The sequence below is a fragment of the Halalkalibacterium halodurans genome (assembly GCF_005671335.1).
Lineage (GTDB): Bacteria > Bacillota > Bacilli > Bacillales > Bacillaceae_D > Halalkalibacterium > Halalkalibacterium halodurans.
This window is the reverse complement of the sequence record NZ_CP040441.1, coordinates 4020208-4046603: the sequence shown is the minus strand read 5'-3', so window position 1 is coordinate 4046603 and position 26396 is coordinate 4020208. Positions and strand designations below refer to the sequence as shown.

Here is a 26396-nt window from a genome sequence, read left to right as displayed (position 1 = left end):
CAGGAAAGCGGGTGGAAAAAATGCAAAAGCTTATGGCATGGATCGGTGTGGGCCTATTTGGCCTCAGTCTGTTGGCCTTCGTGTTGCCTACACATAGTTATTCGCGGGAAGCCACGATACAAGCCGCATTGTTCTGGGCAGGAGCCCTTGTGTTCTATTATTTGATTTGGGCCCTTGTTTACCGGATAAAAGGCGGACGAGTGGTGGCCAATGTTTTACTTACGCTTGCAGGGGCTGGTGCTATGGTGGGCGCGATCATTACTGCCTTTACACCGCATTATTGAAAACAGATGAGGGAGGTGCGAGACGACGCATCTCCTTTAATTTTTATTATTGTAGGTGCTAAGTGGAACTATGGTTCTAAAGACGCTGAGCTCTCTTCATTCAAACCGTTAATGATCTTCAATGTTCAACCCAAGAATTTTCGCAAAACCGATCGCTTGCTCAGACGTGACTGTGCAGCCTTGCAGCTTGTCAAACGAGACGGTGAGTTGTTGGAATGAACAGGTGCGCAGGTCCATGTCCGATAAATCGGTTTGCGCAAAATTAGCCCCGTGCAATTGGCAATCTTGTATCTCTGTATGCTTCAGCACTGATTGATAAAAGTCGGCTTCTTGTAAGGAGCAGTGACTGAAAGCAACATTCTTTATGTTGGAGAATCCGAATGCACTGTAATCAAGAAGGCAATCGATAAAGCGGACATGGCGGAAAGAAGCGCCTGAGCCGTTGAATCCAGTCATACGGCAGCGACGAAATTCCGCTTTGTGAATAATGGCATCTTGAAACTGGACGTTGGAAAGATCACATTTCTCAAAAACAACATCGGATAGGTCGGAACGGGAAAAGGAGCTATTTAGTAAAGTGACTTGCTTAAAGGACGATTGACGGATTTCCAAATGATCTGGGCAAATCAGACCATTGGTCTCGTCACCGATTAATTGAATGCTACCGATTTGGTCATCGCCTTCTTCAAGCTGTAGAATGGTAGCCGACGTAAGCGATGATGGAAGTTGAGGTGCTTTGATTTTTTGTTTCAAATGCTTTCGCCTCCATGATGGGTGTCCAATAATAGTTCGTGCTTTATGTGTGTTTTCCTTCCTGATCCTATTTCGTGGTAAAATAGAAACGCTCTTTCTAATCAGGCTCCTTTTGGCAAGGATAGGAGGATGACAACATGTCGAGGAATGCTTTTGAACGAATGGCTTTAAAAGGGTTAGCTGCTTTTGGTTCCCTGCTTGTGTTTGCTACTGTGACTACCCTTGGACTTGCGGTGATTGACTTAATTCGCGGCAGTTACGATACTGATTTTTTGATTGATACGTTTTTATACCTTGCGTTTTCTGTTCTTTCACTCTGGGTTCTCTTTACGATCATTGTCTCTATTATAGCGGACGGAATCGTGGCCTTTCTCTTGAAAAAAGGGCGAATCAACGAAGATCTGTCGTTTCGCGTGTCCCTTTTCCTTCATTATGGGTTGCTCCTTGTCGGCTTCATTTACTTGTTTTTAAATGAATGGGGTGTTTCCCAGCTTGTGACCTTTGCTGCATTTACGGTTGCCGTCATTGTGTATTGTTACTGGAGTCCGACGATTTTTTATCAACGTCGCCAGCAAAAAAATTCAGATCAATAATTAGGCTCCTTTTACTAAAGGGAGTCTTTTTCATGTTAAAATGTTTAACTCATTACATTACTAAAGTATAAGGACACTCACCTTTATGGACTCTAGAGAGAAGGGAAGCCTATCACTAGGCTTATCGAGTAATTTAAACTTTGTCACCCTTCAGAATGACGAAAGTGTGTTTTGATTTCGTTGTTTACAAGATGAGAGCGCTTTATTATGAACGTAAAGGGGGAAAGAACATGAACAATCAACCATCATTTCGGGCAAGAGTGCAAAAGTTCGGTAGCTTTTTAAGTGGAATGATTATGCCGAACATCGGTGCTTTTATTGCATGGGGACTTATTACAGCATTATTTATTCCAACTGGTTGGTGGCCGAATGAGCAATTAGCAGAGCTTGTCGGACCAATGATTACCTACTTGCTTCCGCTTTTAATTGGATATACAGGTGGAAAGATGATCTATGACGTAAGAGGCGGTGTTGTCGGTGCAGCCGCGACCATGGGTGTTGTCGTTGGTGCTGACATTCCGATGTTTATCGGAGCAATGATCATGGGGCCACTTGGCGGATTTTTGATCAAAAAAGTAGACCAAGTTCTTCAGCCAAAAGTTCGCTCCGGATTTGAAATGCTCGTCAATAACTTCTCAGCAGGGATTCTTGCGGCGATTTTGGCGATCGTGGCCTTCTTAGGTATTGGTCCAGTTGTCGTATCCTTTAGTAACGTATTAGCGTCGGGCGTGGAAGTGATCATTGGCGCAGGATTGCTACCGTTAGCAAGCATTTTCATTGAACCTGCAAAAGTGCTCTTCCTTAATAACGCGATCAATCACGGTATTTTAAGTCCCATTGGGATTGATCAAGCGGCTTCAGCTGGAAAGTCCATTTTGTTCTTACTTGAGACGAACCCAGGACCTGGGCTTGGAGTCTTGCTCGCCTTCATGGTGTTCGGTAAAGGAATGGCAAAGCAATCAGCTCCAGGGGCAGCCGTCATCCACTTTGCTGGGGGGATTCACGAAATTTATTTCCCGTACATTTTAATGAAGCCGACCCTTATTCTTGCCGTCATTGCCGGTGGTATGAGCGGTGTGTTTACATTCGTTCTCTTTAATGCAGGACTTGTTGCGGTGCCGTCTCCTGGAAGCATTTTTGCCTTATTGGCGATGACACCTAGAGGAGAGTACGCAGGAGTTCTTGCCGGTGTTATTATAGCTACGGTCGTTTCGTTTGTGATTGCTTCGATTATTTTAAAAACAAGCAAAGCAACAGCTGAAGATTTGACAGAAGCGACTTCAAAAATGGAAGGCCTAAAAGGGAAGGAAAGCTCCGTCAAAGAAGCGTTAATTACTGACGACGAGCAACCTCAGGCAACTAAAGTAAACAAGATTATTTTTGCTTGCGACGCTGGAATGGGTTCGAGCGCTATGGGGGCTTCGATCCTACGAGATAAAGTGAAAAAAGCGGGGCTTTCGATTGATGTGGCGAATACGTCGATCAATCAATTGCCTGACGATGTGGACATTATTATCACCCATAAAGATTTAACGGACCGGGCGAAAGCGAAAAATCCACATGCCGAGCACATTTCAGTGGAAAACTTTTTAAGTAGTCCAAAATATGATGAGTTGTTAAACCGATTAAAATCCTAAACGAAATGGAGGGATGGACGTGTACATTTCAGCACGGGAACGTAATATTTTGCATCAATTATTGCAGCATAAAGACGGGTTAACCATACCGAAACTTGCACAACTGCTAGATGTAAGTACGCGTACCATCCAACGGGATTTAAAAGGAATAGAAGATATTTTGGCTGAATATGGCCTAAAACTAAACAAAAGTTCAGCCGGTCTCGTCATTAGTGGCGGGCCCTCTGAGCAGGAGAAGCTACTCGGTTTTCTCCAGACCCTTGAGTTAAATGAATTTACACCAGAGGAGCGGCAAATGCTCCTCTTAGCTATCTTATTGCAGCACCGGGAACCGTTGAAGCTTTTTACCCTTGCCGACGAGTTAAACGTGACGGTTGCGACGATTAGCAATGATTTAACGAGAGCCGAAGCGTGGCTGAACGGCTTTCGTCTCGAGCTCGTTCGAAAGCGAGGGTATGGTGTGCAAATTATTGGACGCGAATCTGACATTCGTCGGGCTATCAGTCAGCTGCTGGCAGAGCATTTGACCGAATCGAAAATGTACCGGATGCTTTCTGAGCCATTAGACGATTGGGAGCAAACGGATGCGATTTCCGAGCGGTTGCTTCATCTTATTAATCTTGAGTTAGTGAGAAATATCCAAGAAGTCCTTGCTGATTTTCGAAAGCAAATGGTAGAGCCAATGGCCGATCGAGCATATATCGGGCTCATTGTCCATTTGACGTTAGCAATTGAGCGGATTCGCCAAGGGGAAAAGATTGAGATTGACCCGTCTTATTTAAGCAAATTAAAGATGGATAAAGAGTTTGAGCTTGCGGCCGATTTAGCGAGACGCTTGGAGCAAAAGCTGGGAATGAACATCCCAGAAGCGGAAGTTGGCTATATGACTATGCATATCCGAGGAGCAAAAGCGCACGTAGAGACGGAGTCGCTCTTGGAAGAGTCGAACTTTCAGTTAGGTGTCCGCGTCAAAGCGCTCATTCACGAGGTGGAAAAAAGTCTCCACGTTCAATTCCAAGATCCTTCATTGTTCCAAGGCTTAGTTGCCCATTTAAAGCCGGCGTTATATCGAATTCGCGAAAAAATGAAAATTTACAACCCGCTGCTTGAAAAAATTAAACAGGATTACGAGGAACTTTTTCACGTCGTTCAAGTCAAAGGAAATAAGGTGTTTGAACCGATTACGATCCCAGAGGAAGAAGCAGGATTTCTCGTCATGCATTTCGGATCTGCGCTTGAAAGACTGAAGCGCAAGCGGACGTTAAAAGTACTTGTCGTCTGTTCCAGTGGGATCGGGTCGTCAAAATTTTTGGCCAGCCGAATCGAAAAAGAGTTTCCCGAAATTACTTCGATTGAGCAAGCGTCCTTTTTTGAACTAGGAGAGAAAAACTTACACGACTATGATCTATTTCTTTCTACCATCCCGCTCCATACCGATGTGAAGCACTTTGTCGTTCAGCCGTTTTTACCTCCCCACGAAGTTAAGCAAATTCGTGCTTATTTGGATGAAAAGCTAAGGGAGCCATCAGCTGTTACTGAAACGGGTCAGGCCAGTCTACAGGTGGCGGAAGGCGGATCGAATGTTTTAGCAATTGAACGCTTTGCCCACTTTGCCAAGTTGAATCAAGACATCTATCAAGTGCTGAGCCATTTTCAGTTAATCCAAGTGGAGCGAGGGATCTCAATCGAGGAAGAGATCGAGCGTATTTGTCGATCACTAGAGCAAAAAGGAATTCTCACCAATGGAGGCGGTGTGGCTCAAGCTTTGATTGAACGGGAGCGTGCAGGGGGTGTAGCGATTCCAAACACGTCCTTGGCCCTTTTCCATACAAGATCAAGGGACGTAACCATTCCCTATTTTGCCATGTACGAGTGGGGGACCCCTTCGCTGCGAAAAGGAATGGACAACAGTCTAATCCTTGTCGAGCGAGTCGTTCTCATGCTTGCTCCGCAAGATCTTGAAGAAGTTCGCTTAGAATATTTAAGCTATTTAAGCACGTTAATCATTGAAAGTGAAGAAACGATGCGCTTATTTGAACGAGCATCCGAGCAGGCCGTTTTTGCAAGAATCTATGAATCCTCGCAAGCATTCGTTCAAGAAAAAATAAACAAAGACGGATAAGGAGTGGAGTGTTATGAGTCAAACAATTTTATCAACAGAGACAATCAAAGTAAAAGCAGAGGCAAGGTCGAAGGAGGAAGCAATTAAGGCAGCAGGAACTCTTCTTGTAGAGAAGGGCTATGTTGAGCCGAACTATGTGGATAAAATGTTTGAGCGGGAAACCGTTACCTCAACGTATTTAGGGAACTACCTTGCCATTCCCCATGGAACCGAAGAGGCGAAAGAACAAGTGATTCATTCAGGAATGTCGGTACTGGTATTTGACGATCCAGTTGATTGGGATGGGCAAGAGGTTCGCGTGGTGATCGGGATTGCTGGCAAAGGAACGGAGCATTTAGACATTCTGTCCAAAATTGCGATCACGTTTTCTGAAGAGGAGAACGTTGAACGGTTACTTTCCCTTGAATCGGCACAAGAGGTGCTTGCCTTTTTAGGTGAGGTGAACGAATGATGAAGGCCATCCATTTTGGCGCAGGAAACATTGGACGGGGGTTTATCGGCGCGTTGTTATCCAAGGCAAACTATGAAGTCGTATTTGTCGATGTGAACGCCCAAGTGATCGACCGCTTGAACGAGCAACGATCCTATACGGTCTTGACGGCTGATGAAGACAATGAGGAAAACGTGATCCACAACGTAAGAGGACTAAACAGTCGCACACAGATGGAGCAGGTGATTGCCGAAATTGCTACGGCCGACCTTGTGACGACGGCTGTTGGCCCGTCCGTTTTGCCCCATTTAGCCCATCCAATCGGGCAAGGACTCTTGCAAAGAAACGGTGCGCCGATCCAGGTCATCGCATGTGAAAATGCAATCGGTGCCTCTTCCATGCTTCAAGAATATACGAAGGCTTCTCTTTCTGAAGAGGAATGGAGCAAAGTCGATAGGGTCACAGGATTTCCGAACGCGACGGTCGACCGCATCGTTCCTGCCCAAGATCACGCCGATCCGTTAACCATTTCCGTCGAACCATTTTATGAGTGGGTGATCGAGACGAAGTCGATGAAAGGAGAGCCGCCAACGATTGACGGAGTCACTTACGTGGAAGACTTAACTCCTTACATCGAGCGAAAGTTATTTACCGTCAACACAGGTCATGCGATGGTTGCCTATCTCGGGTTTCAAAAAGGACTCATGACGATAAAAGAAGCGATTTCCGATCAAACCATTGCCGAAAAAACACGGCAAGCGTTAGCGGAAACAAAAGGGCTGCTCGTTCATAAGTACAACTTCTCTCCTGAAGCCCATGATGAGTACATCGAGAAAATTTTCAAGCGTTACAACAATCCGTATTTGTCTGATCGAGTCGAGCGGGTCGGTCGAAATCCGATTCGTAAGCTAGGATACAATGAACGACTCGTGAAGCCTGCACGCCAGTTACTTGACCTTGGACATCAGCCGACTGCTTTACTGGCAGGGATTCAAGCTGCTTTCGCCTTTTTTGTCGAGGACGATCAGGAAAGCATGGAGCTACAGGAAAAACGACAAGTGCAAGGACTAGAACAGACGGTAGTGGAAGTGACGGGATTGCCGGCTGCCCATCCATTAGTGCAAATGATTGTAGGTAATAACTGAATAACGTGTGTAGAGAAGGTGGTTTACTAAGAAGTAGACCATCTTTTTTGGGTAGTAAAAAACGATAGGGACAACTACGGCTCCGCTATCACTAGGCTTTCATTAAAAATGGGAAAGAAGCTCGTTCAACGGGAAGTACGATGGATGAGAATCAAATTCGTTAATGTTACAATGAAATGGATAAAGAAAAGAAGTGTGGGAGCGGAGCCTATGTCAATTTTACATAACGATTGGGCAGATGTATTGGAAGCGGAGTTTCAAAAGCCATATTACGTGCAATTGCGTGAATTTCTTAAACAAGAGTACAGCACGCAAACGATTTATCCGTCGATGTACGATATTTTCAATGCTTTGCATTACACGCCACTTGCAAAAGCAAAAGTGGTGATTTTAGGACAAGATCCTTATCACGGTCCGAATCAAGCCCACGGTTTAAGTTTTTCCGTGAAGCCAGGGGTACCACTACCGCCATCGCTGCAAAATATCTTTAAGGAGCTGCGGGAGGATCTCGGCTGCCCCATTCCAAACAACGGTCACCTAACACCATGGGCAGAGCAAGGGGTACTGCTCTTAAACACAGTATTAACCGTAAGGAAAGGGCAGGCAGCCTCTCACCGTGGAAAAGGGTGGGAGAGCTTTACCGATCGGGTGATTGCCTGCTTAAATGAACGGGAGAAGCCTGTAATCTTTGTTTTGTGGGGACGTCACGCGCAAGAAAAGCAAGCGCTGATTACGAATGATCGGCATTACATCCTCACAGCACCCCACCCGAGTCCATTTTCGGCTAATCGGGGCTTTTTCGGTAGTCGCCCCTTTTCAACGATCAACCGTATTCTCCAAGAACAAGGGGAAAGCCCGATCAATTGGGAAATTCCAAATCTTTGATGATGAATACAAGGAGTGATTGCATGATACAGTCGATACAAGATCGTGTCAAACTAGCCAATGGTGTTGAAATGCCATGGGTTGGCCTTGGTGTATATAAAGCAGCCGAAGGAGAAGAAGTGATAGGGGCTGTTCAAGCAGCATTAAAAGCTGGATACCGAAGCATTGATACGGCGAGTCTTTATCAAAATGAGGAAGGGGTCGGCCAAGCGATTCGCGAGAGCGGAATTCCGCGAGATGAGATTTTTGTCACAACAAAAGTATGGAATACTGAACAAGGATATGACGAAACACTCGCCGCTTTTGAGCGCAGCCGAAAGCGTTTAGGACTTGAGGTCATCGATTTGTATTTAATCCATTGGCCGGTGAGGGAGAAGTTTCTCGATACTTGGCGGGCGCTAGAGACGCTCTATAAAGAGAGGAAGGTACGAGCCATCGGGGTGAGCAACTTTAACATTCATCATCTAGAGGCGGTGATGAACATTTCCGATATTAATCCGATGGTCAACCAAGTGGAATTTCATCCGTTTTTGACGCAAAAGCCATTGCTTACATTTTGCAAGGAGCACGACATTCAACTGGAGGCGTGGCGGCCGCTAACGAAAGGGGAGATCTTTACACACCCTGTCGTGCAAGCACTTGCGAAAAAGTACGGGAAGACGCCAGCTCAAATTGTGTTGCGCTGGAATTTAGAGCATCGGGTCGTGACGATTCCCAAGTCGGTGCGAGAGGAGCGGATTCAGGAAAACGCAAACATTTTCGATTTCCACCTGTCACCAGAGGATGTCGAAGCTCTCGATGGATTAAATGAAGACCGCCGCCTCGGACAAAATCCAGACTCCTTCTCCTTTGATTTTTAGAAAGGTTAAACGAAAGTGTTCAAGAACCGCCGGGTCACGGCGGTTCTTTATTCAATCCCAAGGAACTCATCGGTTGTTTGCCACTCTACGTCCAGCCTATCGATCGAATCAACCAAATGACCGTTTAACATTTTATAGTCGGTTCCACTTGCAACAAAATGAGTTTCGTCAAAATGAAACGAATCACTTTTCGTTGGTGTGCTGATCGTCATCATATAGTCTAGGATTTTAGTATGTTTGGTCCTTTGTTTTTTCAGAGCAATCTCTTTATGTTCTGTTAGTAAATGGTCAATAATTTCCACATCATCAATGGTTGCCCACAAAGTTTCCCCAAGTTCTTCTGAATACGCTTCTACGGTAATGTGCGTGATGTCCTCTTGACTGGGAATGGTTTCGTCTAGTACATTCCCAAAGGTCGTTCTCGCTGCCAATTGATACAAAACAACGCCAACCCCAATTAAAACAATGAGCGATAAAACGATGAGCGTTTTCCGTTTAGGCAACAATTAATCCTCCTCTTCAGGACTGCTTTCAGGGTAAAAATAGTGAAATAGCCAAAGGAGGTCACCCTTGGCTATTGATTGTGCTCTGTTATTCCATTATACGAACCAATTCTTCAAAGATTCAAGCTTATCCTTTCACGGAGCCTGCTAGAAGACCACGGACAAAGTATTTTCCGAGAATGATATAGACGAGCAAGGTAGGCAATGCTGCGAGTAACGCACCCGCCATTTGCACGTTCCATTGCACGATCTGACTCCCGGACAAGTTTTGCAGTGCGACCATAACCGGCTGCTGCGAGGTTGTCGTAATCGAAACCGCGAATAGGAACTCGTTCCAAATGTTCGTAAACTGCCAAATCCCGACGACGACAAATCCAGTGATGGAAAGGGGAAACATAATGTGACGATAGATCCGAAAGAATCCAGCCCCGTCCACTTGAGCCGATTCGAGCATTTCCTTAGGAATGTTCGCGTAAAAGTTACGGAACATTAACGTCGTAATTGGAATCCCGTACACAACATGGACGAGAATGAGCCCAGGAATTGTATTGTAAAGGTTCACCTCGCGCAAAAATTGGATGAGCGGAATGAGAATGCTTTGATACGGGATGAACATCCCGAACAAAATCGCTGTAAAAATCCAATCGGCCCCTTTAAACTTCCACTTAGAAAGAACATATCCGTTAAGAGATCCGAGCAACGCCGATAATATCGTTGCGGGGATGACTAAATACAATGTATTGAGCAAGTTGGGCGCCAACCGAGAAAACGCTTGGCTGTAGCTACTCCAGTCGATGGAGGTAGGGAGGGCCCACATTTGATCTAACGTCACTTCATCAATCGGCTTCACACTCGTAATGAGCATGACATAGACAGGCATGAGAAAAAACAAGCTAAGTCCGATTAAGAAGAGGTAAAGTAAAGGGCGCGTCATTCGTTGCAATGTCATGAGGATTCCCCCTTTCGACTGGAAATTAAATAAGGAACGATAAAGATCGCGACAGAAACTAACATAATGATGGCAATCGCCGACCCTTGGCCGTAGAAGTTCCCGCGGAACGTTGTCTCAAACATGTACACCCCAGGAACATCGGTGACAAAGTTTGCTCCTGGACCGGTCATTGCAAAGATGAGATCAAAGATCTTTAATGAGATGTGAGCCATGATGATAATGACACTCATCGTAATTGGGCGTAAAAGTGGTAAAATGACTTTCCAATACACTTGGAATTCGTTTGCTCCATCCATGCGCGCCGCTTCTCGGACATCATCTGGAATGCCGCGTAAGCCCGCTAAATACATAGCGACAGCAAACCCGGTCATCTGCCAAACGGCAGCGATGACGACAGCAATCATCGCAACGGGAAGTCCAAACTCAATTTTTCCGAGTGAAATCGCAGGGACGATCGTCGTATCAGTATACCAACGAGAATCAAGGCCAAATCGCTCTAGAAACAAGTTCACGCCGGTAGATGGATTTAATAGCCATTGCCACACAACCCCTGTAACGACAAAGGACAGGGCCATAGGAAAGAAGAAAATATTGCGAAACAGCGACTCTTGCCGTATTTTTTGATCTAATAAAATCGCAATCCCTTGACCTAAAACGATGACCGCACCGATAAATAAGATGGTGAAAAAGAGCGTGTTCCGTAAATCCGCTTGGAAGCGAAAATCTTGAAATAAAAAGAGATAGTTCTTCAACCCAGCAAACGAAAAATCGGGTACAAGCGAGTTCCAATTACTTAAGGATACATAACCTGTCCACCCAATAAATCCATAAATAAACACACCGATTAAAAGAATGGATGGCGCAAGAAAGAGAATGGCGTACCATTGATCTTTATTGCGCCTCCGCTTCTGTTGCGGAGCTTGTTCCTCTTTTGTGGCCGGTGCCGTTAAGGGTTGCTGTTTGCTCTGTGTTGTTTCCATAAATGTGCCCCCTTTGTAAAACAGACGCCTTGAGCAGAGAAGATTCTCTGCTCAAGGTCATCTTTGTTTATGGCTGATATTGCTTCAATGAATCAACGAAGCTATCGACATCTTTTTGTGTCACGAAAATATTAATCGCTTGGTTTACTTGTGTAAGGAAGCCTTCATTTGCTGCAGAACCATGGGCCAAGCTTGGAGAAAGCTCTGCCGATTTGAAGTCTTCAATTGTTTCTTGTCCATACTCGTCGTATTTCGATACATCGGCATCGACACGAGCAGGGATAGAGCCTTTTAATGGGTTGAATGCGTCTTGTCCTTCTTGAGAACCTAGTACAGCTAAGAAGCTCTTCACGACTTCAGGGTTTTCAACACCTGTTGGTAGACCGAACGTATCGGTAATAACCATGAACGTTCCCTCTGTTCCAGGAGTAGCTGCCCAACCAAAGTCTTCTTTTACGGCTAGATTCAAATCGTTAACGAAGTATCCTTTCGCCCAGTCACCCATTACGTTCATCGCAGCTTCACCTTGAGCAACTAACTGTGAAGCGTCTTGCCAGTTACGGGAGCTGTGATCTTCATTTACGTAATCAAGCATACGAATGAAGATTTCAGCCGCTTCTTCTACGCGAGGGTCGTCCATTCCTACTTCACCAGACCATAGCTTGTTATAGTCGTCAGCACCAAGTGTGCCGAGAAGAACGGTTTCAAACAAATGAGTGGCCGCCCACGGCTCACGATCTCCAAGTGCTAGAGGTGTGACACCCGCTTCTTGCAAAGCATCAGCTACATCAAAAAACTCTTCAAATGTTGTTGGTACTTCAAGTCCATGCTCTTCAAAGATTTCTGTATTGTACCAAAGAACATTTCCACGATGGATGTTTACAGGGACGGAATAGATGTTTCCATCTTTACTGACAAGTTCGATTAACTCCTCTGGGAATTTGTCAGCCCAGCCTTCCGCTTCAAAGAGGTCATTTAACGGATCCATTTGTCCAGCAGCGACCCAGCTATCGTTTAGCTCTGCACCGCCATGAACTTGGAACGTCCCCGGTGGATCATTTCCTTGCATGCGGCTTGTGAGAACAGCTTTAGCGTTTGTTCCGGCACCACCTGCGACCGCTGCATTGTCCACTTCAATTTCCGGGTGCTTCTCTTCGAATAACTCAATCAATGCAAGCAATCCATCTTCCTCTCCAGCACCTGTCCACCAACTGAAGATTTCGAGCGTGCCACTAGCTTCACCAGTAGCTTCTTCAGAATCACTCGTCTCTGGCTCTTCGCTTGGCTCATTAGAGCTATCTTCTGAAGAACCGCAAGCGACCAGTCCAATCACAAGAACAGAAAGCGCTATCATTAGAGCGAACCATTTTTTCACCATGCAAAACTCCCCCTTATCTATGGTTGTCAGTGATGACTCTTTAAACGTAACACGAATTTTCAGAAAAGAAATCGCTTTCATCTAGACGATTTTGTGCTCTCTCTGCACTTTTTTGTCATTGGATAGAGAGGGAAGTGAAGAAATAATATGAAATGTAAAATAATTCTTGATTATTGATAAATATGGATGTAAGATCATTTTGCACGAAGTCATTTATTCTAATTTTGTATACATAGGGGTTCAAAGTGCCTCTTAACAAAGAGAGGCACTTGATTAACGTTTAGGAGGCGCATTGATGGGGAAGCTTAATCGATACGTGATTTTAGGAGTAGTATTAGCGATCGCTATTGGCGTTGGTATCGTGTTTTATTCAACGTATGCAAATAAAAACACGGTGACATTAGAGGATGTGTTCGCAGCTGTTTATGTTGGAACGTCTGCTCTTTCGGAAAATAGTAAAGGCGTAACCGCTTTTATACAAGAGGATGGGACGATTCAACAGATGACGAGAGATAACATCGAATGGGGGACCGTTATAAACACAGCTGATGACATTGTTTTAAATGGTCAAGATCACATCACCTTAGTTGACAAGGGGACTGGAAACGTTCATACGGTTAAAAGTGAATGTTCTGTACATAGTGGCTATCAAAATTCATCCGGTTATCTGAAGACGTCAGGAATATATTATGAGCTTTTCAATCACGGATTTGAAGACTATGATGAAAATGCGAGTAACTACCGTTCTGTTATAAGATGGGGAAATGAAAAACAGCACGAGTGTACAGACGTTCCTCATTATTTAGTAGCTGACGGTTCAGACGAGGAAAGCATCTTTATGATGACAACTAAGATGATCGGTGATGGGGAGTTTGGAGAACTAAACATTTTACAATACACGCCTAAAGGGAATGAGTTCCAAATAAAAGAAGCGACATTACGTGAGGACACTCTCGAATTAAGTTTATCCAATATTGTTAGCAACTCAACTCATTTGTACGTGATGTACTTATGGGAAGAGGATTCTAGGGATGAAGAAGAACTACGGGTGCTGAAGGTGAACAAAGAAACATTAGAATTGGAAGACGACTTCCTAGTAGGAACGTATCCAGCAGAGGAGGATCCATACTTTTTTCCCTTCAATCAAGATGCTTTTCATGTGACCGAAAAGGAGCTTTACTTTGTGACAGGCTACGGCGAGGTTCAGCAGATGGATTTACAGAACAGAGCAGTAAAGACACTGTTTACGTTGGAAGACTACACTAGAGGTGAATGGGATATAGATGAGCATATTACGTTTAACGATGATCAACTCTATTTTATAAGGTTTCATGAGCAGAAAGATGTACATGTAATCGATGTTTACTCATTGGGTGGAGAACGGACGGCTACTTATGACGTTCCTGAGCTGCAAAAAGTGGAAAAGAAAGGATTTCAAACTCGTTATATTCAGGATTTTGAGATCATTAACTAAATGGACGAATTCAAAACAATAGTATCTTCTTTGAATGACAATTTCGATATTTTAGGGTGAATACCAATAATATAGAGGTCGATACGAGAGTTATAGATTTCAATCAAAACGAGCAAGAACAAACCGGCCAACATTGACGCTGTTAGCCGGTTTTTGTTCTACTTTACACGTGCGTGTTTTTCTTGCAAGGAGTGAAGGCAAGCCTCAACCACACTCATATTGTTGACCGTTTCTTCCCCAGGGTAGAGGAGCGGGGTTCCGTTTAAAATGGCATCGGAGACGTGTTCCACTTGTAGCCGGTACTGGTCTCCCTGAACGGACAATGTTTCCTCACGGCCATCGCTTGTACGGACGATAATGACTCCAGTTCCGTCTTGGTGCTTGTCAGGACGGAACGCATATGGAACGATTATCGTGCCTTCTGTGCCAACCACTTCATACGAGTCGTCGGCAGGTTGCTCAAAGCTTGAGGTGAAGACAGATGTTACGCCGCCCTCCATTTGTAAAACACCGGTGAACGATGTGTCGACGCCAAGCTCGGGATGAAGATAGCCTGTGCCGTACGCATGGACAGGTTCTTTCCCTGTAAGGTAACGGGTTAAGTGAATGCAATAGCAACCGACATCGTAAAGGCTGCCACCGCCCATTTCTCGATTAAGGCGAATGTTGTTTGCTTCTAATGGCAGTTGGAAGGAAAAGTTTGAGCGGATGAGACGAACCTCGCCAATTTTTCCGCTGTCGATTAGACGTTTCACTTCTCCATGCTGCGGATGGAATTGATACATGAACGCTTCCATAAAGACGACGCCGTGTGCTGCGCAAGCGTCCACCATTTCTTTTGCCTCAGCTGCTGTGAGTGCAGCAGGCTTTTCACATAACACGTGTTTTCCGTGTTCAGCCGCTTTTTTCGCCCATGTGAGGTGCAAATGGTTCGGCAGTGGGATATAGACAGCATCAATGTCAGGATCGTTAAGCAAGTCTTCATAACGAGCATATCGCTTTGGAATGTCACATTCGTCGGCATAGCAATTGGCCTTTTCCATATCATTTCGAGAGCTGACCGCTACCACTTCAGCATTAGACGCTCGCTTGATGGCTGGGATCAGTTGTTTTTTCGCAATTCCAGCCGTTCCTAAAATGCCCCATCGTACGTTATTCCCCATTTAGTGTATCCTCCCTTGGGCCGAGACCATTTATCGATTTTCGATAGTCGCTCGGACTTTTGCCAGTTAATTTTTTAAACACTCGGCTAAAATAATTCGGGTCCTTGTAGCCAATCTCATACGTTATTTCTTTTAAGCTCTTTTGGGTCAACGACAGCAGCTGCTTCGCATGCTCCACGCGCAACTGTGTCACATACTCGGAAAACGTCAAGTCAAACCGCTCTTTAAAAAGCTTGCTTACATAGTAAGGGCTAAGTCCAATGTGCTTCGCTAAGTCATCGAGGGTGAGCGGTTCACGAAAATGATCGTGCACATAGTCACGGGCAAGGAGCATCAGCGACTGCGCATCGGTTGTCCGCCATTCTTGCAGTGTACGAACGATGTGGAGAATTTCGCTTTTGCCGTGTTCGGTTACTTGATGCACCGTGGAGAAACGAGCGAAATCCTGTGCCGTCTCCCAGTGAAGCCCCATCTCGTTCAACAGGCGACCGAGTATAATAAAGAGCTGCTGCAAGTGTTTACGCATGTCATGCAGCGGGTGCTTAGAACAACGCAAGATTGCTTGGACGTAGTGGTCGAATGCTTGAAGGGCTTTTTCTCCGTCCCCACTTTTAATGGCTTCAATGAGCTTGTTTTCCCGTTCAATGGGAAGTTGTTCGTCTGCCCTAATTTTAACATTTTTATCATAAAAATAGTACGATGCTTGCTTGTGATCATAAATAATATCAAGGGCAAGAAGAGCCTCGCGATAGGAAGTAGAAAAAGAGTGTAATCGGTAAATTCCGCCAACCCCTGTCTTTACTTTTGCAGGTTGTACGGCCTGTTTCACCTTATGCAAAAGCTGGATCACCACTTGTTCGCGTTCTTGTTTCGTCATACCATTTTCGTTTTCTGTGAGCATTAAAATCGGTAAATGATGGCCGATAAACGGACCAACCGTCGATTTTGGCAACTGTAACCCGATCTCTTTTTTTATCCGTGCATGCCATTGCTGTTTTTCCGTTTTGCGAATCTCTTTTCCTTGTTGATGGAAAGAGAAGACGACGGCATAACCTTCCTGCTCTGTTCGTAGCCACTCATTCCATTCCATCCATTCATAGTCTTGGATATGGTCCATTAGTAAATAAAGAATCGATTCGGTTTGCACAAAGGAAGAGATCTGCTCTAACCGTTGTTGTAACTCGTACTGGTCGTTTTTTTCCTCACGAGCTTGTTCAATTTCACCCACGATCCGGTCAAGGGCTGTAAGAACATCTTCCTTCGTTGTCGGCTTTAATAAATACTCTTTTACTCCATATCGCATCACTTCACGAGCGTATTCAAACGTATCAAAGGCCGAAACCATAATAAACTCGGTTTCAGGTAACTGTTGTTTAATTTCTTTTACTGCTTGGACACCGTCCACTCCCGGCATTTTAATATCCATCATCATTAGGTCAGGCTGGGTTTCGAGCGCTTTTTCGATCGCTTGGCGGCCATTGCTCGCTTCACCGACGATGTGTATGTTGGGTCGGTCTTTTAAAAAAAGCTTCAAGCCTTCTCGTTCGATTTGTTCATCGTCGACAATGAGTACGTTAATCATCGCAAACCTCCTTTGTTGGAAGCAGCAAGGAGACGGTTGTTCCTTCTCCTAAGCTAGATTCAATCGTCAGTAACTCCGTTTTCTGATAAAAAATCTCCAGTCGTCTCATGACATTTCTCATGCCGATTCCTGTGGAGTGACCTCCACTTGCTCGCTTCTCGGTCTGGTCTTCTTCTTTTGATGATAACAACTCTTTCCTCGTCGCTTCGTCCATTCCTGCTCCATTGTCGGAAATTGAAATGGTTAGAGAGTCTCCCACCTTTTGAATCGTTACGTCAATGGCTGCTCCTGATTCCATCTGTTCAACCCCATGAATAAAGGCGTTCTCTACGAGAGGTTGCAGCGTCAAGCACGGGATGAGGTAAGGCCGAGCCTCATCATCCACGTTCAAGGACAGGGAAATCCAATCTCCGAAACGGGCCTTAAGAATATGAAAGTATTCTTGAAGCATGTTGGCTTCGTCGGCGACCGTTGTCGTACGATCAAGCGAGCCTAAATTGTAGCGCAACAAGGAGGAGACGGAAGCAATTAATTTTCCCGTTTTCTCCGCCTGCTCGATATAAGACATTTTCAAAATCACATTCAGCGTATTAAACAGGAAATGAGGGTTAATTTGACTTTGTAAGCTCCGCAATTCCATCTCCTTTAACAATTGGTTTAAGCGGGACGTTTCCTCCATTTCTTTTACGAGTCCGGAAATGTTCTGTCTCATGTCGTTAAAGGTTTCCGTTAAAAAGGCCAGCTCATCATTGGAGGAAACCTTCACATCTTTGCCGTCCAGCTGGCCGCTAGAAATTTCATATGCTGCATTCGTCAGCCGAGAAATCGGTTTAGTAATCCCGTCCGAAAGCCAGATGGCAAAAAAAGAACTTAACACAAGGATGGATACGAAGATCGAAATCGCAAGCTGTGTCGTGTACGAATGCTTTTGCAGCATGCTGTTATAAAACTGTTGGTAGTTCGTCAGCTCATCATCGATCAGCGTTAAGGTCATTTCCCGAATATATTGGGCAATTTGCTGGGATTCATCCAAATAGAACGGGTAGGCATCGATCCGTTGCTCGTCAAATCCTTCGGCCGCTTGCTCGGTTTTTTCTAAAAAGCTCGTCACCATATGGTCATAGTTCTTTAAATGGACGGCATTGCGTTCATTGCGAATAAGCTTCTCCATTTGCTGTTGAATGGTAATCAGCTTGCTGCGTTGTTCGCTGTACTCTTCGAATAAGTCTGGTGTTTCTTCCGTGACATATTGGTTTAAGGTTTCATAAATTTGGTTGGTCGTTTGCGAAATGTCATTTAATACTAAAAAACGTTCAAAACTTTCATTATACTGGTAGAGTGTTCGTTGATTGCTTGCGTACAAAAAGTATGAAACCGCTATCAAAATAACGAGTAAGACGAGAAAGTAGGCTAACAGTTTTGTGCGAATTCGGATCATTGTTTATCACCTAACCGTTGATGTTCTTGAAGTAAAGAAAGATCTGGTTTCCGAATGATCGATGTGTGCGTATGGTTTGTCATTGAATAGGGTTGACCTTCACGAATATCCAAAAGGAGCTCGACGCTTTTCAATCCCATTTCGAAAGGCTCCTGTACGACAATAGCATCGATTTTTTCTTGCTCTAGTAACGATAGGTTTTCTGGTAACGTATCGAACGCAATCACATACAAGTCGTCTAGGCCCAGTTTTTCGGCTGCTGCCACAATCCCGATACCGTCGAGGGCACTCGTTCCGTAAAATGCATTAATGTGTGGATGCTCCTCCATTAGTTGATGCGCTTTTAGTTCCGCTTCTAAACGAGAAATGTTGGATGCTTCCACCTCAACAAGCGTCACGCGGGGCTCATTTGAAATCATATCGATAAATCCTTGGACGCGCAGCTTTTGATGGGAAGATTCTAGACTACCTGTGATGACAGCGACGTGAATGTCACCTTCCATGTCGTCTAGCATCGCCTTACCGGCAATCGTCCCAGAATAGTAGTTATCGGTGCCGATGTATGCGACACGATTGCTTCGAGGTGCATCGGTATCAATTGTAATAACCGGGATGCCAGCGTCTACCGCCTTATTGATGAGCGGTGTAAACATTTCTTCGTTTACAGCTTGCACGATGATCCCGTCCACTTTTGCTGAAATTGCCATGTCAATTAGTTTTAATTGTTCTTCCGGATTGGAGCGCTTCGGTGCTTTATATTCTACAAGGACGTCAAACTGATTTTCTGCCTCTCGTGCTCCCTTTTCAACGAGGCGCCAATAAGAATTGTTTTCTTCCTCTGCGATTAATACAAAATGAGAGGAGGGAAGCGAAATAGATGTGGATGAAGGGACATTCGTCTCCACTCTAGTGACTTGGACGAACGAATAAATAGACGTTGCGAGAGCACTAATACAAATCATAAAACCAACCACAAAAAAAAGGTGGCGCTTCAACAGAACCTCCCCCTTTCATGTATCTGTTATCGATGCTAGTGTATGCTTTTAAACGGCAAGCCTCTTTGGCTTGCCACTGTGCCCGTTTTTCGATAAACCGTGATGTTTAGTGGGCACTTGACGCTTTTTTATCATTTTACTAAGAATTTTCGAAAAATGATAGAAAAGAATGATAAAATTTCAAATAAACTGATTCTATATATGGGTTATTATGGGTGGATACTGTGACCGTTTTCATCCCATCCGTGAAAAGTGACCGAGAATTCGCTATCATTAACAAATGAAAGCGTTTATTACTTTAAGAGAGCAGGAGAGCGGGCCATGAAACGACGACTCTTTCCACTTACATTTTCCGCAAAAATGATGGGCTTTATCGCTTTATTAATCATTGCCATGTTTGTGTTGCTCGGGGTTTTCTTAAATGAGCAATATGCTCGCACACTCGAGGAACAAATGGGGGAGCGAGCGCTAAGTGTGGCACAGGCGGTCGCCCTCATCCCGGAACTTCGCGAGGCTTTTTCAGCGGAACGGCCAGACGAAATCATCCAACCGATTGCTGAGAGCATTCGGGTCGAAACAGGGGCTGAGTTTATTGTTGTTGGGAATACGGACTTGATCCGCTATGCCCATCCTCTTCCTGAACGGATCGGTCAGCGGATGGTGGGCGGTGATAATGAACGGGCACTTGTACACGGGGAATCATACGTATCAAAAGCTGTTGGGTCGCTCGGTCCATCGATTCGCGGCAAGGTACCGGTCTTTGATGACAATGGAAAAATCATCGGGATTGTTTCAGTTGGATTTTTAATGGAGGATATTCAGCAAGTGATCGGGGAACGGTTAATCGCCATGTGGCAAATTGTCGTTGTTATCATGATTCTCGGTCTAATGGGTACATGGCTCGTAGCAAACACGGTGAAAAAAGCGACATTAGGGCTAGAACCAGAGGAGATTGGTCAGCAATTTCAACAAAAAGAGGCGATCCTACAGTCGATTCATGAAGGGGTTATCGCAGTCAATAAAGAAGGGAAGGTCACGTTGTTTAATCAGGCTGCTATGAAGTATGTAGACCCGGGACTTGACAAGGAGGATGTATTAGGCCGGCACGTAACCGATCTTGTCAAACATACGCGTTTGCCTGAAGTGCTTCAAGTAGGAAAGGGCCAGTATGATCAGGAACTTCGCATTGGGGATAAGCAGGCCGTTGTCAATCGGGTGCCGATTTACTACGATCATGAGATTGTCGGAGCGGTTGCTACGTTTCGCGATCGAAATGAAATAAAAAAGCTTTCAGAAGAGTTAACGAACGTGAAAAATTATGCCGACGCTTTACGAGCGCAAACTCATGAGTTTTCTAATAAATTGAACACGATCTCAGGCTTCCTTCAGCTAGGAAAGATAGATGAGGCCGTTGACTTTATTCATAAAGAAAGAAAAATTCAGCAAGAATGGATTCACTTTTTTATTGAACGTGTGAACGATCCGACGGTAAGCGCTGTTCTATTAGGAAAAATTAGTCAGGCCCAGGAACTTGGAATCGATGTGGATATTGACCCGTCCAGCCAACTATTGACACCGCTACATGAACGACAGCAGGAACTGCTCGTCACGATGATCGGTAATCTGTTAGAAAATGCATTTGATGCGTTGTTAGCAAGTGGGATAGAGAATAAAAAGATTTACATCTCATTCACAGACATGGGCGATGATTTTATCTTTGAAGTGGAAGATAACGGACCGGGCATTCCGCCGCAATTAATGGAATCGATCTTTGAAGAGGGATTTTCGACGAAGGAAGGGACGCATCGCGGGTTTGGCCTAGCCCTTGTTAAAAAGGCGGTTCACGAGCTGGGGGGAGCTATTTTCTTAGAGGAAGGTGAGTTAGGCGGAGCTTGTTTCGTATTAACGATCCCAAAACATGAAGCAAAGGAGGGTTGAGTATCATGACGAAACCGTACAAAGTACTTATCATAGAAGATGATTTTCGCGTCGCTCAAATACAAGAGCAAATGGTGAACGATCATCCCAATTTTCATGTGATCTCTACGTGTCGGACTGGGGCTGAAGCGCTCGATTATTTGAGCGAAAAGGCTGCTGCTCTTGATTTGATTCTTTTGGATGTCTATATCCCTGATGTTAAAGGTCTTGAACTGTTATGGGCGATTCGAGAAAAGTTCCGAGGTGTGGACATTATGATGGTGACCGCAGCCAAGGAAGTGGCTACGGTGCAAGAAGCACTACGGGGCGGAATTATTGATTATTTATTAAAGCCAGTCCAAAAAGAAGTCCTTCATCAACGGTTAGACGCGTATGTACAAAAGCGGGAGTTGTTCGGAGAGAGGCGACAGGTCAGTCAAGAAGAGCTTGACCAATTGCGTCAAGTTCAAGTCCAAGTCCAGGTAGGGGAGACTCCATTGCCTAAAGGAATTGATCGTCTAACGCTTGAAAAGGTGGTAAAGGCGTTAGAGGAGGCGGAAACTCAAGGGCTTACGGCGATGGAAGGTGCCCGGCTCATTGGGGCAAGTCGTTCAACGGTTCGCCGCTATTTTGAATATTTGATCCATACAAAAAAGGCAAAGGCCGAAGTGAATTATGGAGATGTGGGCCGCCCTGAACGTCGCTACTTTTTATGTTAAAAGTAAGGGTGTGATTTCCATCTGTTCAGTCAGATGATTTTCGTATTAGCCGTTTTTCCGTCATAATAAGATAGAAGGGTTGAATTTGCAAAAGAAGGCGATACGATGCTCAGTAAAGGGGTATTTCTCGCGGTGACAGTAGCGGTTGGCGCGCTGTTTACCGCTTTTCAAGTGCCTGCAGGATGGCTATTAGGCTCACTTTTGTCAGGAATGGTCTGTACATTATGGATAAAGAAAATCATGCTACCTGATCGATTGTTTAAATGGACATTGGCTGTGATTGGTGGCAACATCGGCTTCATGTTAAGGCCTGAGCAATTTTTGCAATACCACTCCTTGCTCGGTCCTTTTGTCGTTACTCTTGTTTTGACATTATGCGGCGGGATTTTACTCGGGAAGTTTTTAAAACGGTTCTCAAACGTGAATCACAATACGGCGTTCTTTTGCTGCATGCCAGGAGGAGCCTCGGAGGTTATTGCGCTCAGTAAAGACTATGGGGCTGATCAACGGATTGTAGCCGCTTTTCATACGACAAGGATTACATTTTTTGTTTTTGTCATCCCTCTATTTGTTGGCTTAAATGTGACGGGGCGGACGGGACTGGGTACAATGTTTCTCCCACTAGATGAGACGCTTTTAGCGCTTGGGGCATTAATGGCAGTCGTTGTGTTGACCATTTTTCTGAGCAAGCATGTGACGTTCCCAGGAGCATCCCTCTTCTTTGCGATCGGTCTTGGCTTTCTTGTCCACACACTGTTTCCTCAGATCATTCTTCCGGGCTATGTGCAAGGTGTGGCTCAAGGAGTGATGGGAGCGGTAATCGGTGCTCGATTTGATCGAGAAACCTTTGGTGAATTGAAGCGAATGGGGTTTATTAGCGCCATTACGTTGTTGCTATATTTCATTATGAGTCTTGGATTGGCAGGTTTATTTACGTGGATGACACCACTAGAATGGTACATGAGTTTACTTAGCATTGTCCCGGCTGGAGCAGCGGAAATGGCTTCAACGGCTACGGCCTTGCAAATGGAGCCAGCGATGGTAGCGACCTTACAGATGGCGCGAGTGCTTGCCCTTTTCCTTTGCCTACCATTTCTGATTAAGTGGTTTTCAAAGCAAGATAACAATGGAGTGTGAACGAGGAGATGTCAGAGACGTCTCCTCAACGTTTTTTTAAAAACGATTGCACTTGCTGTACGAATGGTTCTTTTGGATAGTTCATATAAAGAGAACTAGATAGTCGAACTTGATCACCGAAGAAAAAACGTTCGTATTGCGTTTGTCTCGATCCAAACGGGCTCATTGTTAAATCCCACGCAAGGCGAAACATGCGCACCCGCTCATAGGCATCTTCATTGGCTGCTTGCAAATATTGATGGAGATCTTCCTTAATGGATGAATGGAAATCGGCTTCAGACGGTAAGGAGATAAACCCGCTAGCACCGATTTGTTGCAGTGCATCGACGAGGCGAGGATACGTTTTTTGATAATAGCTGCAGGCGGCCCCCAATTTGCGAATGTCTGGAATCATCGTCCCGTGCTTATTTGGCTGAGCCTCTTCTTCTGCTGCAATCAGAAGGGAATTCATGATCTCAAGACTTATAATCATTTCGCTCATTTTTTCATGAATGTGTTGGTGTTCAACAACATTTATCGTTCGCACCATCCATTCGCTTAGTCCAAGAAGCCATTCAGACTTAACCGCTTGTCGGCTGACTGCTTGATAGAGCAGTAATACGTTCATGTTCGTTTCATCATACATCGTCTGAACTTGGGACGGGTCGCTGTAGATGAATATTCGCTCCCAAGGAACGAGAACATGATCGAACACAACAACGGCGTCCCCTTCTTCAAAATGACTCGTTAATGGGTAATCATAGCTGCTTGTTTTACCGTGTGCGTACGATTCGCGACAAAGAAACTTTAAGCCAGGAGTGTTGGAAGGAATAGCAAATCCATACACAAACGAAGGCTCGATAAAATTCCCCCCGGCAGGCAGGACGAGGAGTTGATCGGTAATTCCCCCTTGGGTCGCTAAGAGTCGTGCCCCATGGATGATGGCGCCTTCTTCCGTTTCGTCAATCACCTTTGCACCTATAATTTTTTCATTAGAATACTCCACGTAGTGCTTAGAGCGATTCACTTGAGGATTAATAAACGTGTGGGTAAAGGAGAAGTCTTTTTCCCTTGCTTCTTCAAATATTTTTCGCGCGTTGTCTCCGTAAGGTTTGGGCATTCCAACTCCTCCACTACCGAGAGACATGATGGCTGTATTAATGTAATCGGGAGATCGCCCCATTGTTCCACCGCTCTCTCGTGCGAGAAGTTGTGTCGCTTGTCGGCGATTGCGAAGCTGCTCTTTTGTTTTTGGTTGAGAATAGGAAAAAGAATGATACTCGTTTGTTTTTTCATCCCAACATGTGAGCAAATCCTTTTTATCCGAATGGTGATAGAGGTCATACAAGGCAGCTTTGCTTTTCATAATGCCTTTAAAGGCAGGATGCTCTGAAATGGCCCCTGTCACTTTTTCTCCGCCAATCCATACTTCATTCTGGAGCTTATTAATTCTCTCGAGATAGTCACTTCCCTTAATGATCGCCATAGTATCTCCATCCTTGATGTAAGAGTCTCTTTCAATATATGCGCTTCGTTATGGGAGGTGCCATACGCCCATCGCTAGAGTTTAACTCGAATGAAACAAAAAACAGCTACCCCAAACAAGGGCAACTGTCTTACAGGCTAAGGGCTGGATAGAGCTTCTTACAAAGTTCCCAAAGTCGTTCTGGTGAAGCGTACTTATATTCGTCAAACCAATCTCGTCGAATCGGCTGATCTATTTCGAATCTTCCTTCGTTTGATGCTAGCTCTAGCTGCCAGCTTTGTGGAAGATCTAGCTCGTCGATTGAGAATGCTTTTCCCGTTGAGACAAGGGATGTCGTCGTTTGTGTCCAGCGGCCATTTTTCTTGCCAAATGTTCGCTCGATTAGCGTTAACGAAACGCTTGCCATCTCGGTGGAGTGCTGTTGACGTATCCGCAACACGAATGAATAAGGGACAAAGACATCAATGAACATTGTTTTTCACTCCCTCTCCTCCTCTATTTTAGCTTGTTTGTCCATTTTTTTCGACTGAAAACAATTGGTACGTCAATGACTGTCACAATCAAACTGTAAGCGCTTAATGTCAGATATAGGCACAAAATACCATGTCTGATTATCTGACATGGTTGTAGATTCAGAATATTTAGACCTTATAATAAGGAGTACATCAACTGTTCATATTAGAAAAACTTACAGTAACAAAGGGGAGGAGAGGCTATATGGATTCAATTGCTTTAATGGATAACGTGTGGATTATGCTATGTGCCGTTCTTGTTTTGTTAATGCAAGGTGGATTTATTTTACTTGAAGCTGGCTCAACAAGAATGAAGAACGCTGGTCATATTGCCGGAAAAACGATTTTCACAGTTGGGATTGCATCCCTCGTTTATTGGGCAGTAGGCTGGGGGTTCACTTACGGAGAGGGGAACGCCTTTATCGGTCTTTCTGATTTCTTCTTCGGCGATTACTCAACGGCTGAAGAGGGACTAGTCGGCTCGGTCGATTTCTTTTTCCAATTAATGTTCGCTGCCATTGCGCTCACGATTGCGTTTGGTGGATTTGCGGAGCGTGCGAAGCTATCAGTCTATATCCTGTTTGCGGTTTTGTTTTCTGCATTCGTTTATCCAATTGTCGCTCACTGGATTTGGGGAGATGGCTGGCTTGCTGACTTAGGAAAACAAGACTTTGCAGGATCGACCGTCGTTCACTTAACGGGTGCGATGGGGGCTCTAGCAGCTACGATCTTATTAAAGCCGCGTTTAGGCAAATACAACAAAGATGGCTCGATGAACGATATTCAAGGTCACAACCAAGTGTATACAGCATTGGGTGTATTGCTTCTTTGGGTCGGTTGGTTCGGCTTCAACGCAGGTAGTACGCTAGAAGTGGCCGACGCATTCTTCGGTTATGTTGCGTTAAATACTCAGCTTGCTGCCGCTGCAGGTGCAGTCGCTGCCATGTTCATTGCATGGGCTCTATCAGGAAAAGCAGATGTACCGACAACCTTAAATGGAGCATTAGCTGGTCTTGTTGCGATCACAGCGTCATGTGCGTTCGTTGCGCCGTGGGCCGCAGTTGTCATCGGAATTGTTGGTGGACTTATCGTTTACTTCAGCATGAAATTTTTCGATAAAGCGAAAATTGATGACCCAATCTTTGCTCTCTCGGTCCATGGTGTGGCCGGGGTGTGGGGGACACTTTCTACAGGGTTCTTTGCCACTCCTGAGCTTGCAGAGATGAACGGTGGTCAAGCGGGCTTGTTCTACGGCGGTGGTTTTGCACAATTAGGTGTTCAAACGTTGAGCGTTGTCGCTTGTGGTGTGTTCGCTTTTATCGCTTCATACGTACTACTCCTTGTATGTAAGTCTGTACTCGGTGGTCTTCGTGTAACAGAAGAAGAAGAAATCATTGGTCTTGACTTAAGTGAGCATGGAAGCTACGGATATCCTGAAAGCATGCCAGGTTCCGAAAAATCAGGAGCATAAA

General features: G+C 44.9%; 24 protein-coding genes. 13 read left to right on the top strand and 11 right to left on the bottom strand.

The annotated features are described in order from the left end of the window. Positions 1-20 precede the first annotated feature (20 nt). Entirely contained in the window at positions 21-284 is a 264-nt protein-coding gene (locus FED51_RS19700) for a hypothetical protein (RefSeq protein ID WP_010899982.1), read from the top strand. A 108-nt stretch (positions 285-392) separates the two neighbouring features. Here FED51_RS19700 and FED51_RS19695 read toward each other — a convergent pair whose 3' ends face one another. Next, on the bottom strand, positions 393-1037 hold the full coding sequence (locus FED51_RS19695; RefSeq protein WP_053430108.1) for a pentapeptide repeat-containing protein: 645 nt from the start codon (positions 1035-1037) through the stop codon (positions 393-395). 137 nt (positions 1038-1174) lie between these two features. Here FED51_RS19695 and FED51_RS19690 point away from each other — a divergent pair, with 137 nt between their 5' ends. The 7 genes from FED51_RS19690 (at position 1175) to FED51_RS19660 (ending at position 8709) form a co-directional block, all read left to right on the top strand. Beyond that, entirely contained in the window at positions 1175-1630 is a 456-nt protein-coding gene (locus tag FED51_RS19690) for a hypothetical protein (protein WP_010899980.1), read from the top strand. 230 nt (positions 1631-1860) lie between these two features. Then, the gene (locus FED51_RS19685) at positions 1861-3267 is read left to right on the top strand and encodes a PTS mannitol transporter subunit IIBC (RefSeq protein ID WP_053430109.1); all 1407 of its coding nucleotides are present in this window, start codon (positions 1861-1863) and stop codon (positions 3265-3267) included. A gap of 19 nt (positions 3268-3286) precedes the next feature. Further along, positions 3287-5389 (top strand): BglG family transcription antiterminator, encoded by a 2103-nt coding sequence (locus tag FED51_RS19680; RefSeq protein ID WP_053430110.1) that lies wholly within the window; start codon positions 3287-3289, stop codon positions 5387-5389. Between the two features lie 13 nt (positions 5390-5402). Then, positions 5403-5840 carry a PTS mannitol transporter subunit IIA gene (locus tag FED51_RS19675; protein ID WP_010899977.1) on the top strand — a complete coding sequence of 146 codons (438 nt, stop codon included), beginning with the start codon at positions 5403-5405 and terminating at the stop codon, positions 5838-5840. Next, positions 5840-6964, top strand: a complete 1125-nt coding sequence (locus FED51_RS19670) for a mannitol-1-phosphate 5-dehydrogenase (protein ID WP_053431905.1) — start codon at positions 5840-5842, stop codon at positions 6962-6964. The genes FED51_RS19675 and FED51_RS19670 overlap by 1 nt, the downstream gene beginning before the upstream one ends. A 210-nt stretch (positions 6965-7174) precedes the next feature. Continuing rightward, positions 7175-7849: a uracil-DNA glycosylase gene (locus FED51_RS19665; RefSeq protein WP_053431906.1), complete on the top strand. Its 675-nt coding sequence runs from the start codon at positions 7175-7177 to the stop codon at positions 7847-7849. Positions 7850-7872: 23 nt separating this feature from the next. Continuing rightward, positions 7873-8709 (top strand): aldo/keto reductase, encoded by an 837-nt coding sequence (locus tag FED51_RS19660; RefSeq protein ID WP_053430111.1) that lies wholly within the window; start codon positions 7873-7875, stop codon positions 8707-8709. A gap of 47 nt (positions 8710-8756) precedes the next feature. Here the strand turns inward: FED51_RS19660 and FED51_RS19655 are convergent, their stop codons facing one another. The 4 genes from FED51_RS19655 to FED51_RS19640 all read right to left on the bottom strand — a co-directional run bounded on the left by FED51_RS19655 (position 8757) and on the right by FED51_RS19640 (position 12522). Beyond that, complete coding sequence (locus FED51_RS19655) at positions 8757-9212, bottom strand: hypothetical protein (protein WP_053430112.1); 456 nt, start codon at positions 9210-9212, stop codon at positions 8757-8759. A 127-nt stretch (positions 9213-9339) separates the two neighbouring features. Then, the gene (locus FED51_RS19650) at positions 9340-10161 is read right to left on the bottom strand and encodes a carbohydrate ABC transporter permease (protein WP_010899972.1); all 822 of its coding nucleotides are present in this window, start codon (positions 10159-10161) and stop codon (positions 9340-9342) included. Next, positions 10158-11144, bottom strand: a complete 987-nt coding sequence (locus tag FED51_RS19645) for a carbohydrate ABC transporter permease (protein WP_010899971.1) — start codon at positions 11142-11144, stop codon at positions 10158-10160. The genes FED51_RS19650 and FED51_RS19645 overlap by 4 nt, the downstream gene beginning before the upstream one ends. Positions 11145-11211: 67 nt before the next feature. Next, positions 11212-12522, bottom strand: coding sequence for an ABC transporter substrate-binding protein (locus FED51_RS19640; protein ID WP_010899970.1), 1311 nt, complete (start codon positions 12520-12522; stop codon positions 11212-11214). Positions 12523-12817: 295 nt separating this feature from the next. Here FED51_RS19640 and FED51_RS19635 point away from each other — a divergent pair, with 295 nt between their 5' ends. Further along, positions 12818-13996, top strand: coding sequence for a hypothetical protein (locus FED51_RS19635; RefSeq protein WP_053430113.1), 1179 nt, complete (start codon positions 12818-12820; stop codon positions 13994-13996). Between the two features lie 158 nt (positions 13997-14154). Here the strand turns inward: FED51_RS19635 and FED51_RS19630 are convergent, their stop codons facing one another. Genes FED51_RS19630 through FED51_RS19615 form a run of 4 tightly spaced genes read right to left on the bottom strand, consistent with a single transcriptional unit; the run spans position 14155 to position 19174 of the window. Beyond that, complete coding sequence (locus FED51_RS19630) at positions 14155-15159, bottom strand: Gfo/Idh/MocA family protein (protein WP_010899968.1); 1005 nt, start codon at positions 15157-15159, stop codon at positions 14155-14157. After that, entirely contained in the window at positions 15149-16741 is a 1593-nt protein-coding gene (locus FED51_RS19625; protein ID WP_053430114.1) for a response regulator transcription factor, read from the bottom strand. Before FED51_RS19625 ends, FED51_RS19630 begins: the two co-directional genes overlap by 11 nt. Next, entirely contained in the window at positions 16734-18179 is a 1446-nt protein-coding gene (locus FED51_RS19620) for a sensor histidine kinase (RefSeq protein ID WP_053430115.1), read from the bottom strand. Before FED51_RS19620 ends, FED51_RS19625 begins: the two co-directional genes overlap by 8 nt. Next, on the bottom strand, positions 18176-19174 hold the full coding sequence (locus FED51_RS19615) for a sugar-binding protein (RefSeq protein ID WP_010899965.1): 999 nt from the start codon (positions 19172-19174) through the stop codon (positions 18176-18178). Before FED51_RS19615 ends, FED51_RS19620 begins: the two co-directional genes overlap by 4 nt. 321 nt (positions 19175-19495) lie before the next feature. Here FED51_RS19615 and FED51_RS19610 point away from each other — a divergent pair, with 321 nt between their 5' ends. From FED51_RS19610 to FED51_RS19600, 3 genes are all read left to right on the top strand, one after another. After that, positions 19496-21112 carry an ATP-binding protein gene (locus FED51_RS19610; RefSeq protein ID WP_053430116.1) on the top strand — a complete coding sequence of 539 codons (1617 nt, stop codon included), beginning with the start codon at positions 19496-19498 and terminating at the stop codon, positions 21110-21112. A gap of 5 nt (positions 21113-21117) precedes the next feature. Then, on the top strand, positions 21118-21810 hold the full coding sequence (locus tag FED51_RS19605) for a response regulator (protein WP_053430117.1): 693 nt from the start codon (positions 21118-21120) through the stop codon (positions 21808-21810). A 105-nt stretch (positions 21811-21915) separates the two neighbouring features. Beyond that, positions 21916-22947, top strand: a complete 1032-nt coding sequence (locus FED51_RS19600; protein WP_053430118.1) for an AbrB family transcriptional regulator — start codon at positions 21916-21918, stop codon at positions 22945-22947. A 25-nt stretch (positions 22948-22972) separates the two neighbouring features. On the opposite strand, the gene hpaB is transcribed toward FED51_RS19600, so the two are convergent. Together hpaB and FED51_RS19590 are read right to left on the bottom strand one after the other, a co-directional pair. Continuing rightward, positions 22973-24412, bottom strand: a complete 1440-nt coding sequence (gene hpaB / locus FED51_RS19595; RefSeq protein WP_053430119.1) for a 4-hydroxyphenylacetate 3-monooxygenase, oxygenase component — start codon at positions 24410-24412, stop codon at positions 22973-22975. Positions 24413-24542: 130 nt separating this feature from the next. Continuing rightward, positions 24543-24884 (bottom strand): hypothetical protein, encoded by a 342-nt coding sequence (locus FED51_RS19590; RefSeq protein WP_053430120.1) that lies wholly within the window; start codon positions 24882-24884, stop codon positions 24543-24545. 245 nt (positions 24885-25129) lie between these two features. Here FED51_RS19590 and FED51_RS19585 point away from each other — a divergent pair, with 245 nt between their 5' ends. Then, a complete protein-coding gene (locus FED51_RS19585; protein ID WP_010899959.1) occupies positions 25130-26395 on the top strand; it encodes an ammonium transporter in 1266 nt (421 codons plus the stop codon). Position 26396: the final 1 nt, after the last annotated feature.

What these genes read in the sequence shown, in the direction of transcription:
- FED51_RS19700 (WP_010899982.1), top strand. Translation starts at nt 21, where the DNA reads ATGCAAAAGCTTATGGCATGGATCGGTGTGGGCCTATTTGGCCTCAGT.
- FED51_RS19690 (WP_010899980.1), top strand. Translation starts at nt 1,175, where the DNA reads ATGTCGAGGAATGCTTTTGAACGAATGGCTTTAAAAGGGTTAGCTGCT.
- FED51_RS19685 (WP_053430109.1), top strand. Translation starts at nt 1,861, where the DNA reads ATGAACAATCAACCATCATTTCGGGCAAGAGTGCAAAAGTTCGGTAGC.
- FED51_RS19675 (WP_010899977.1), top strand. Translation starts at nt 5,403, where the DNA reads ATGAGTCAAACAATTTTATCAACAGAGACAATCAAAGTAAAAGCAGAG.
- FED51_RS19670 (WP_053431905.1), top strand. Translation starts at nt 5,840, where the DNA reads ATGAAGGCCATCCATTTTGGCGCAGGAAACATTGGACGGGGGTTTATC.
- FED51_RS19665 (WP_053431906.1), top strand. Translation starts at nt 7,175, where the DNA reads ATGTCAATTTTACATAACGATTGGGCAGATGTATTGGAAGCGGAGTTT.
- FED51_RS19660 (WP_053430111.1), top strand. Translation starts at nt 7,873, where the DNA reads ATGATACAGTCGATACAAGATCGTGTCAAACTAGCCAATGGTGTTGAA.
- FED51_RS19650 (WP_010899972.1), bottom strand. Translation starts at nt 10,161, where the DNA reads ATGACATTGCAACGAATGACGCGCCCTTTACTTTACCTCTTCTTAATC.
- FED51_RS19645 (WP_010899971.1), bottom strand. Translation starts at nt 11,144, where the DNA reads ATGGAAACAACACAGAGCAAACAGCAACCCTTAACGGCACCGGCCACA.
- FED51_RS19640 (WP_010899970.1), bottom strand. Translation starts at nt 12,522, where the DNA reads ATGGTGAAAAAATGGTTCGCTCTAATGATAGCGCTTTCTGTTCTTGTG.
- FED51_RS19635 (WP_053430113.1), top strand. Translation starts at nt 12,818, where the DNA reads ATGGGGAAGCTTAATCGATACGTGATTTTAGGAGTAGTATTAGCGATC.
- FED51_RS19630 (WP_010899968.1), bottom strand. Translation starts at nt 15,159, where the DNA reads ATGGGGAATAACGTACGATGGGGCATTTTAGGAACGGCTGGAATTGCG.
- FED51_RS19625 (WP_053430114.1), bottom strand. Translation starts at nt 16,741, where the DNA reads ATGATTAACGTACTCATTGTCGACGATGAACAAATCGAACGAGAAGGC.
- FED51_RS19620 (WP_053430115.1), bottom strand. Translation starts at nt 18,179, where the DNA reads ATGATCCGAATTCGCACAAAACTGTTAGCCTACTTTCTCGTCTTACTC.
- FED51_RS19610 (WP_053430116.1), top strand. Translation starts at nt 19,496, where the DNA reads ATGAAACGACGACTCTTTCCACTTACATTTTCCGCAAAAATGATGGGC.
- FED51_RS19605 (WP_053430117.1), top strand. Translation starts at nt 21,118, where the DNA reads ATGACGAAACCGTACAAAGTACTTATCATAGAAGATGATTTTCGCGTC.
- FED51_RS19600 (WP_053430118.1), top strand. Translation starts at nt 21,916, where the DNA reads ATGCTCAGTAAAGGGGTATTTCTCGCGGTGACAGTAGCGGTTGGCGCG.
- hpaB (WP_053430119.1), bottom strand. Translation starts at nt 24,412, where the DNA reads ATGGCGATCATTAAGGGAAGTGACTATCTCGAGAGAATTAATAAGCTC.
- FED51_RS19590 (WP_053430120.1), bottom strand. Translation starts at nt 24,884, where the DNA reads ATGTTCATTGATGTCTTTGTCCCTTATTCATTCGTGTTGCGGATACGT.
- FED51_RS19585 (WP_010899959.1), top strand. Translation starts at nt 25,130, where the DNA reads ATGGATTCAATTGCTTTAATGGATAACGTGTGGATTATGCTATGTGCC.